General features: G+C 74.7%; 7 protein-coding genes. 1 reads left to right on the top strand and 6 read right to left on the bottom strand.

Annotation, left to right across the window (positions count from 1 at the left end; translation table 11 throughout):
* Positions 1–130 precede the first annotated feature (130 nt).
* From ABTY61_RS01570 to ABTY61_RS01560, 3 genes are all read right to left on the bottom strand, one after another.
* The gene (locus ABTY61_RS01570) at positions 131–2,329 is read right to left on the bottom strand and encodes an RICIN domain-containing protein (protein ID WP_350502852.1); all 2,199 of its coding nucleotides are present in this window, start codon (positions 2,327–2,329) and stop codon (positions 131–133) included.
* A 401-nt stretch (positions 2,330–2,730) separates the two neighbouring features.
* On the bottom strand, positions 2,731–3,267 hold the full coding sequence (locus tag ABTY61_RS01565) for a hypothetical protein (RefSeq protein ID WP_350502851.1): 537 nt from the start codon (positions 3,265–3,267) through the stop codon (positions 2,731–2,733).
* A 58-nt stretch (positions 3,268–3,325) separates the two neighbouring features.
* Positions 3,326–4,090, bottom strand: a complete 765-nt coding sequence (locus ABTY61_RS01560) for a sigma 54 modulation/S30EA ribosomal C-terminal domain-containing protein (RefSeq protein WP_350502850.1) — start codon at positions 4,088–4,090, stop codon at positions 3,326–3,328.
* A 369-nt stretch (positions 4,091–4,459) separates the two neighbouring features.
* Between ABTY61_RS01560 and ABTY61_RS01555 the strand changes: the two genes are divergently transcribed.
* Positions 4,460–6,973, top strand: a complete 2,514-nt coding sequence (locus tag ABTY61_RS01555) for a cytochrome P450 (RefSeq protein ID WP_350502849.1) — start codon at positions 4,460–4,462, stop codon at positions 6,971–6,973.
* Between the two features lie 35 nt (positions 6,974–7,008).
* On the opposite strand, the gene ABTY61_RS01550 is transcribed toward ABTY61_RS01555, so the two are convergent.
* From ABTY61_RS01550 to ABTY61_RS01540, 3 genes are all read right to left on the bottom strand, one after another.
* Positions 7,009–7,194, bottom strand: a complete 186-nt coding sequence (locus ABTY61_RS01550) for a DUF6126 family protein (protein ID WP_350502848.1) — start codon at positions 7,192–7,194, stop codon at positions 7,009–7,011.
* An 84-nt stretch (positions 7,195–7,278) separates the two neighbouring features.
* Positions 7,279–7,623: an ArsR/SmtB family transcription factor gene (locus ABTY61_RS01545; RefSeq protein ID WP_350502847.1), complete on the bottom strand. Its 345-nt coding sequence runs from the start codon at positions 7,621–7,623 to the stop codon at positions 7,279–7,281.
* Positions 7,624–7,842: 219 nt separating this feature from the next.
* Positions 7,843–8,298, bottom strand: coding sequence for a hypothetical protein (locus ABTY61_RS01540; protein ID WP_350502846.1), 456 nt, complete (start codon positions 8,296–8,298; stop codon positions 7,843–7,845).
* Between the last annotated feature and the right edge of the window lie 147 nt (positions 8,299–8,445).

Genomic DNA, 8,445 nt, shown 5'->3' with positions numbered 1-8,445 from the left:
GGGGGTGTGGGTGGGTGGGGCGGCGGCGCGCCGGGCGGGGCCGCCACGGTGGGGTGGCGGCCGCGCCCGCGGTGCGGGATGGTGCGCAGTGGTGCGGGACCCGCGGAGTGCTCCGCGGGGCGGTGCGGGGCTACGAGGTCTTCAGCAGCGACCAGTTCTGGTACGGCCGGCCGTTCGGCTGCTGCAACTCCAGCAGCCAACCACCGTAGTACCAACGGTCGCTGAGCCCGAGCACCAGGCCGGAGCCGTCCGCCGTGAGGGTGAACCCGCCGTCGGTGGGGGTGAGTTGCCACTTCTGCCCGGCGGCGTCGGAGCACGGCTGCTGCGCCAGGTACTGTCCGGCGACCGGGTTGCCGCCGAGCTGCAGGCACTTGCCGGAGCGCGCGGACTTGATCCGCACGGCGCCCTGGCCGGCGTCCTCGAACTGCCACTTCTGGTTGGCGTAGCCGGTGCGCTGGTAGCCGATCGCCACGGTGCCGTCGTTCATCGAGCTGCCCCACAGGTCGGCCGCCTGGCCGGTGAGGCCGTTGACCATGGTGTAGCGGGTGCCGGGCTGCGGGCGGCCGGCGTCGGCGAGGGTGTGGAAGCTCGCCGCGCGTCCGGGCTTGCCGACCGTTCCGGCGGCGTCTCGGACGGCGACGGCCACGGTGTAGCCGGTGCCGGGAGCCAGCCGGACCAGGCCGACCACGGTCGAGCGGACGGTGCCGATGGTCTGACCGTTCAGCTGGACATCGTAGCCGGCGGCCGACGGGACGGGGTTCCAGCTCAGCATGACCGAGTTCTGGGTGATCTGACTGACCGTCATCTCAGGGCTGGTGCCGCCCGTGGTCGGGGTCGCGGTCGGCGAGGGGGAGCCGGTGGGCGTGGCGGTGGGGCCGCCGGTGGGCGTCGGGGACGGCGAGGGCGTGCGGGTGGGCGTGCCCGTAGGCGTCGGTCCCGAGGTCGGGGTGGGGGTGGGGTTCGGACCGGTGCCGCCGCCACCGCCGTTGCCCGCGATGAGGAAGCGGTTGTTGGCGACGTTCCAGTGCGTGGCCAGGTAACTTCCGGGCGCGGGCGCGGTGTTGTAGTAGTCGTCGTGGCCGCAGTCGAGCCGGTCGTCATGCGCGCGGTCCGGGCAGACGACCCGCATCTTCGGGTAGTAGGGGGCGTCCGAGTAGCACATCAGGTCCCAGGTGTCGGTGCAGTGCCCGGCCTTGCTGGAGTTGGGCGCGCTGTTGTTCACCGCGCCCAGGTTGTGCCCGAGTTCGTGCGCGGCGGTGTGCCCGCCCCAGCAGCCCGAGTCGGTCCGGCCGTACGAGGGGCCGAAGTTGCTCAGGTTGTCCTGCCCGGCGCGCTCGTCGCCGGCGAAGGTGCCGATCCCGCAGTACACCTTGGCGTCGGTGAACATCATGTACTTGCGGTCCTTGCGGTTGAACCCCTGCGCGGCCAGGGCGCGGTTGCTCGCGTTGAAGTCCTGGATCTCGGAGTCGGAGATCTGGACGTTCAGCACCGAGGCGGTGCAGTCCGGTTCGGTGACGAAGCGGACGTGCCGCACCCCGCCGGTCTCGGCGGCGCTGGCGTTGTAGATGACGTCGACGTCCGCGGCCCACTTCTTGAACGAGGGCAGGTACTGGGCGAACCGGTCGTTGCCCGGGGTGTGCACGTACACCACCTGGACCCGGTTGCCGCTGCTGCCGTCGCCCTCGCAGACCAGGCCCGACCCGGCGGCCGGTCCGGCGGCCGGGGCCGCGGCGTCCTGCGGGGCCGCGCCCGCACCGGCGTCGCCGAGCAGCGCCTTCTGGGTGGCGTCGAGGACGGGCGCCGCGCCCTTCAGCAGGTCGGCGGCGGCGGGCGGCTGGGCGGCGGACGGCGGGGTGAGCGCGGGCGCCTGGGCGGCCGGGGCGGCGACCGGGGGGACGTCCTTGTGGATGTCCACCTCCTTGGGCGGCGCGTCCGGGCCGTGGCTGCACTGGGCGCTGCCGGTGACCTCCAGCATGTTGCCGCAGCGGTCGCTGGTCGGCAGGTTCAACCCCGCGTAGACCAGGCCGCGGTCGGGCTGGTCCTTGGGTATCGCCTTGGGCGCGGCCGCCTTCTCGTCCCGCTTCGGGGCGGGCGCCCTGGTGGCACCCTCGGCGGTGCCGGTCTCCCCCGACCCGCCGTCGTCCGCGACCGCGTCGACCGGTGCGTCCGCCGCCGTGACGGTGCTGCGCATCGCCCCGGGCTCCAGCGCGGTGCGCAGGCCCAGTGTGCCCGCTACCAGCCCGGCCGCGACCGCCACGGCGACCAGGGCGCTCCTGCGGGTGAGCCTGCGGCGCCTGCGCCGGCGGAGTTCGCTGCTCCGGTGTCCCATCGCGTTCCTTTCCTCGTGCGACGGTCCGGGCCCTGTGGTGAGGGGCTCGGACCTTCCGACACGAGGGAGAGCGGCCGGGGCCACCGGGAATAACAGAAACCTTTTGCGAAAGTCCTGGGCCCGTTCGAGCCGACGACCCGGCGGAGGACTCTTGGGACAGGGGTGGCAAGCCGCGCGGGCAGCGAAGTGCCGGGGAGCGCACTCGGGGGGTACGCGCTCCCCGGCACGGGGGTGGTGGCGGCCACCCGGCCGGAGCCCCGGGGCCTGCGACCCCGGCGGTCGTGTCGAATGCTAGACCTCCCGCGAAGCCGTGGCCAGCGTCCGGGGAGGGGAAGTTCGCAAACCGGATACACCCTCGTCGCAACGGATATGACGATCCGTCATGCGACTCACTCCCCTCCTCAGGCCGCCACCTTGAACCGGCCCGCGCCACCGTCCGCCGGGCCGGTCGCGGGCCCGCTCACCGGGCCGATCGCCGCACCGCTCACCGGGCCGGTCGCCGCACCGTTCGCGGGCCGGTCCACCGCACCGTCGGCCGACCCCGGCAGCGGGCCGCAGCCGCCGCGCAACCGGGCCAGCCCGGCGGCGAGCACCGCGCGGTCCCCGGCGAGCCATACCCGCAGCGCGGCGGAGAGCGCGGCGCTGGCCGGGCCCGCCGCCGGCCCGCCGGTGCGCACCAGCCGCTCGCCGAGCAGCGGCAGCAGGTCCGCGACCGGGGCGGGCAGCCAGAGGGTGACGGCGAAGGGCGCGGGCCGGGCCAGGACCCGCAGCAGCGGCAGCACCGAACCGTCGTCGTGCAGCAAGGGGATGACCTCCAGCAACCCGTCGACCGCGACCCCGGAGAGGTCGCCGCCGTGGCCGCGCGCGAGGTCCCGCAGCAGCGCCCGCTCGGCGGCGGTGATCCGGACGGTCAGCATGACCTCGTCGTCGCAGTCCATGGTCCCGTTTCCCCTGTCGTGGAGTTGGTGAGTCCGGAGGGCGGTGGAGCCTCGCGGATCAGTTCCGCGCCGAGGGGGTTCCTGCCCCGCCGAGGCCGTCCGCTACCGGCGTTATCAGGCCGTAGTGGCCGTCGTAGCGGCGGTAGAGCACCCGGGACCGACCGTCCTCGGGGCCGGTGTGGCAGATGAACGGGCGCGCGGTGAGCCAGAGCCGGCGGGCCGCCTCGGCGAGGTCGAGCACGGGCACCGCGTCGCCGCCCGTGGGCCAGAGCTCCACCGCGCCGCTCAACGGGCAGCGGTGCACCAGGCCGTCCCGTCCGGTGTCGGCATCCAGGAACAGATGGAACCGCCGGTCCAGTGCCAGCAGTTCGCGGGCCGCCTGCTCGGGCGTCCGGCGGGCGAGCACCACCGCCTTGCGCCGGGCGATCCGCCGCCCGGCCAACGGACGGTCGACGTACTGCGGGCGGTACGCGCTCTCGTGGACGGCGGCGAGCCCTATCTCCCCCACTTCGCGCAGCCGCACCGCCCGGCCGGCCAAGGTGCCGAGGACCAGATCGACGGCCTCCCGGGCGGCGCCGGCGGCCAGCTGCACCCGGACCGGGCCGGGGTCGTCCAGTTCGACGTCCGCCTGGGCGAGCGCCGGCCGGGTGAGCGCCCGGTCGCGGGTGCGGGTGAGCCGCAGTCGCAGCGCGCGGGCGTCGGGGCCCAGGATCGCGGCGGTGGCCTGCGCCCGGGCCCGGGCGTACTCGGCGTCCTCGCGGGGCAACTCACCACGGATCTCCACCCGGACGTCGAGGGCGGGCCGGTGGCGCAGACGGGTCATCAGGTTCCTCCTTCTCCGTACACCATGCTGGCCCGCGCGCGGCCGCGCGGCGAGGGTCCAAAGACCCTCCCGCCGGGGTGCCGCACGACCCACCCGGATCCGGGCATCGGCGCAGGTCAGAGCGGTTCAGCGGGCCGTCGTCGGCAGTGCCCGGTCGGACCGGGCGGCGGGGGCCGCGATGATCGTCCGTTGGAGTGATCCGAGCACGTTCGACGCAACGCCCGCCGGACCGGCGCGTTTCCCATGGCGTGCGCCCTCTGCCCCCTGGCGTACGCGGGGTCCGCATTCGCCGGGCCCCGCCACCCGGCCGGCCCGCCGGTGCCCTCCCCCGGTACCGCCGCACCGGCCCCTCTGGTGAGAGGAAGTGTCATGGCCCTGCCGACCAACGCCCTGCTGGCAGAGACACAGAAACGAATCGTCCCCCCGAGACCCACGCCACCCGCCGCACCCGCCCCCCGCGCCGCCGTCCCCCCGCTCGCCCCCGGCGCACTGCCCGGCCTCGGCCACGCCGCCGCCCTGCTGCGCGACCCGCTCGGCTTCCTCGGCTCGCTGGCCCGCCACGGCGGCGTGGTCCGCATCCGGCTCGGGCCGCGCACCGTCTGCGTGGTGACCGACGCCCGGCTGGTCCACGCCCTGCTCGTCGCCCTCGCCCACGACTGCCCGCGCGGCGCCGTCCAGGACACCCTCAAGACCGCCTTCGGCGACGGCCTGCTGATGTCCGAGGGGCAGGCCCACCGCGACCGGCGCCGGATCATCCAGCCGGCCTTCGGCCCGGACCGGATGGCCGGGTACCTGAGCGTGATGCACCAGGTCACCGAGGACCGGGCCGGGCGCTGGCGCCCGGGCCAAGTCCTCGACGTGGCCAAGGAGATGAACCACCTCGCGCTGGAGATCGTCACCCGCTCGCTGTTCGGCGCCCGGCTCACCGCAGACGCCACCCTCGCCTTCCACCGGGCCCTGCCGGACCTGGTGAAGGGCCAGATCGTCCAGTCCCTCTACCCCCACCCGGCCCTCGCCCGGCTCCCGCTGCCCGTCAACCGGCGCTTCGACGCCGCCGTCCGAGTACTCAACCGGGTGGTCGACCAGGCCGTCAACGGCCGTCCCGGACAAGCCCGTTCGATCGAGAGCGGCGGCACCCTGCCCGCCCTGCTGCGCGCCGCCACCGACCCGGCCACCGGTCGGCCGCTCACCGAGGCGGACGTCCGCTCCGAGGCCATCACCATGTTCGGCGCCGGCACCGAGACCGTCTCCACCACGCTCACCTGGCTGCTCGACGAACTGCTGCGCCACCCCGAGGTGGAAGCCCGCGTCCTCGCCGAGCTGGACGAGCACCTGCCCGCCGGCACCACCCCCACCCCCGAGGCGCTCGCCCGGCTCACGTACACCCGCGCCGTCACCCAGGAAGTCGTGCGGCTGCACGCGCCCAACGCCTTCCTGATGCGCACCGCCCGGGTGCCGGTCGACCTCGGCCCGTACCGGATTCCGGCCGGCACCGAACTGCTGTACAGCCTCACCGCGCTGCACCGCGACCCGCTGCGCTACGACGAGCCGCTGAGCTTCCGGCCCGAACGCTGGCAAGACGACGGCGGGCTCGGACGGCACTCCTTCCTGCCCTTCGGGGCGGGCAAGCACAAGTGCATCGGCGAGGCCTTCGCCTGGGCCGAACTGACCGTCGCGGCCGCGGCCATCCTGCGCCGCTGGCGGCCGGTGGCGGTCCCGGGGGCGCGGGCCCGGGAGGTGGTGTGGACCACCGTGCAGGCCCACGGACTGCGGGTCCGGCTGGCAGCCCGCACGGACGGGGTTGCGGCCGCGGCCGTGCGTGACATGCCGGAGGGCGCCGCCACCGGGAAGGTCCCCGCGCCGACCCGGACGGACCGGCCACGCCCGGCGGGCTGCCCGTTCACCGGCGCCGCGGCCGATCCGGGCACCCCCGGCGCCCTACCCGGCACTCCAGCCGCCGTACCGCTGCCGCGCCGCTCCGCCGAACTGCGCGCCGCCGCCGACCGGCACGCCGACTGGGCGGTCCGCCACGGCCTGCTCACCCCGACCGAGCTCCCCGGCTACCGGGCCTACGCCCTGCACGAGCTGATCGGCCACGCCTTCCCGCGCGCCCGCGGCACCGAGCTGGACCTGCTGGTGGACATGCTGGGCTGGTTCACCGTCCTGGACGACCGCTTCGACGGCCCGCCCGGCCGCCGGCCGGCCGAGGCCCACGCCCTGGTCGACCCGCTGATCTCCGCCCTCCACGGCGACGCCCGCCCCGAGCCCCCGGGCGACCGGCTCGTCACCGCCTGGCAGGAACTGTGGGACCGGCAGAGCCGGTCGGCCTCTCCCGCCTGGCGCGCCAGAGCGGCCCGCGAGTGGCACGCCTGCCTGGCCACCTTCCCCGCCGAGGCCGAACACCGCGCCCGCGGTACCGTCCCAGCCCTCGGTCTCGGCCTGGCCGAGACCATGCGGCTGCGCCGCCACGGCAGCTGTCTCTACCCGTTCATGAACATACTGGAACGGGCCCACGGCGCCGACGCCCCCGCCGCCCTGCACGCAGAGCCCGCACTGCACCGCCTGCGTGCCAACACCGCCGACGCCGCGACGCTGATCAACGACCTGTACTCGCTGGAACGCGAGGAGCGGCAGAGCGCCGCCGCCTTCAACACCGTCCTCACCCTGCAACGGGTCCGCGGCTGCACCCGCAGCCGGGCCGTCCGCGCGGTGCGCACCCGGGTCACCACGCTGCGCCGGGAGAACGAACAGCTCTGCCGCGAGCTGGGCCGCCGCCACCCGGCGGGGCGCTGGTACCTGGACGGCACCCGGGAGCTGGTCGCCGGCGTGCAGGCCTGGACCAGCACCAGCGACCGCTACCTGGTGCCGGGCGGCCGGGGCTGACGGAACGCGCCCCCGACGACGACCGGGCGGCCGTGCTACTTGCGGTCGCCGAGCGCGAACAGCAGCAGGACGAAGCCCGCGAACAGGTGGGTGGCGAAGATGTAGATCCCCGCGCGGATCAGCATCGCCTTGCGGCGGCGCTTCTCCTCGCTGGTGCCGTCGGCGCTGCCGGTGCTGCCGGTGCTGCCAGCACTGCCGGTGCTGTCGGCGCTGTCACTCATGGAACTGCTCTCCTCGGGTCGGTCACGGTCGCCGCCGGTGGGCGCGAGGCCCCGGCTCCGGGCTGCGGGCCGCCGGCTGCGGGCTCAGCGGGGCGACCTGCCGCCGGCGGCGCGCAGCTCGGTGAGCAGCGCCCCCTGGTCGGTGATCAACTCGGTCAGGATCCGCCGCGCCGCGCGCAGCAGCTCGGCGACGTCCGGGGTGCTGAGCGCGTACACCACCGTGTTGCCCTCGCGGGTGGCCGTGACCAGCTGGGTGCGGCGCAGCACCGCGAGTTGCTGGGAGAGGTTGGACGGTTCGATCTCGATCTCCGCCAGCAGCTCGCGCACCGGCCGGGGGCCGTCCTGGAGCAGTTCCAGCACCCGGATCCGGACCGGGTGGCCGAGGGTGCGGAAGAACTCCGCCTTGGCCTGGTACAGCGGGACCGGCATGGCCCGTTCCCTCCCTCGATCCGGCTCGGTGGCGACCTGGTCGCCCGGCCGGGCGGGGTCCGTCCGCGGCCGGTAGGCATCATCGCGACAGATGAAGATTTCTTCAAGTCGTCACAGTGGAAGGTGACCACTCCCACATCGACGGCCGGATCGGGACGGCGAAGGGCCGGACCCGGGAGGCTGCCAACTCCCGGGCCCGGCAGTCTGGATGACGAGCCGTCAGCAGGCTACAGGCAGATCCAGGGTGACCGGGGCCGGTCCGCGCAAGCTCCCCTCCACCGAGAAGGAGGCGTGCACGACCGACCCGCAGGGCACAGTGGCGCTCACCCCGTCCACCCGGACGGTGCTGACCCTGAACTCGGTGCGCCCGGCCACCGCACCGAGCGGTCCGACTCCGGCCAGGTCGGCCGACAGCCGGGTGAGCAGCTCCTGCGGCGCCGGGGGCCACGGCGTCCCGGGCGAGGGCGGCCCCGCCAGCCCGATCTGCCCGTACAGCACGACGTCGCCACCGCTGACGTCCGCGCAGACCTTGGTGGACAGTCCGGCCTGCAGGCCGGACCACCCGCAGGTGGTGACGGTGTCGGACTCCTGCCCGGCGGCGAGCGCCGGCACCGGCGCGCCCAGCAGAGCCAGGGCACCGGCCGTGCCCGTCGCGATCCGGATGATGCGGTTCATGACTCCTCCTTCGGAGGGTGTTTCGGAGGGATTCGAGGATTCGGGCCGCGGAATGCGTCATTGCACATATGACATTTCATCCGTGCCACGACCACGACTCTGCCATGTGATTCAAACCCTGAAGGACCATTTCCCCTTCGAACCAGC

Source organism: Kitasatospora sp. NPDC096128 (genome assembly GCF_040303105.1).
GTDB lineage: Bacteria > Actinomycetota > Actinomycetes > Streptomycetales > Streptomycetaceae > Kitasatospora.
Note: the sequence above shows the minus strand (reverse complement) of the source record. Positions and strands in the feature narration are given on the sequence as shown.

What these genes read in the sequence shown, in the direction of transcription:
- ABTY61_RS01570 (WP_350502852.1), bottom strand. Translation starts at nt 2,329, where the DNA reads ATGGGACACCGGAGCAGCGAACTCCGCCGGCGCAGGCGCCGCAGGCTC.
- ABTY61_RS01565 (WP_350502851.1), bottom strand. Translation starts at nt 3,267, where the DNA reads ATGGACTGCGACGACGAGGTCATGCTGACCGTCCGGATCACCGCCGCC.
- ABTY61_RS01560 (WP_350502850.1), bottom strand. Translation starts at nt 4,090, where the DNA reads ATGACCCGTCTGCGCCACCGGCCCGCCCTCGACGTCCGGGTGGAGATC.
- ABTY61_RS01555 (WP_350502849.1), top strand. Translation starts at nt 4,460, where the DNA reads ATGGCCCTGCCGACCAACGCCCTGCTGGCAGAGACACAGAAACGAATC.
- ABTY61_RS01550 (WP_350502848.1), bottom strand. Translation starts at nt 7,194, where the DNA reads ATGAGTGACAGCGCCGACAGCACCGGCAGTGCTGGCAGCACCGGCAGC.
- ABTY61_RS01545 (WP_350502847.1), bottom strand. Translation starts at nt 7,623, where the DNA reads ATGCCGGTCCCGCTGTACCAGGCCAAGGCGGAGTTCTTCCGCACCCTC.
- ABTY61_RS01540 (WP_350502846.1), bottom strand. Translation starts at nt 8,298, where the DNA reads ATGAACCGCATCATCCGGATCGCGACGGGCACGGCCGGTGCCCTGGCT.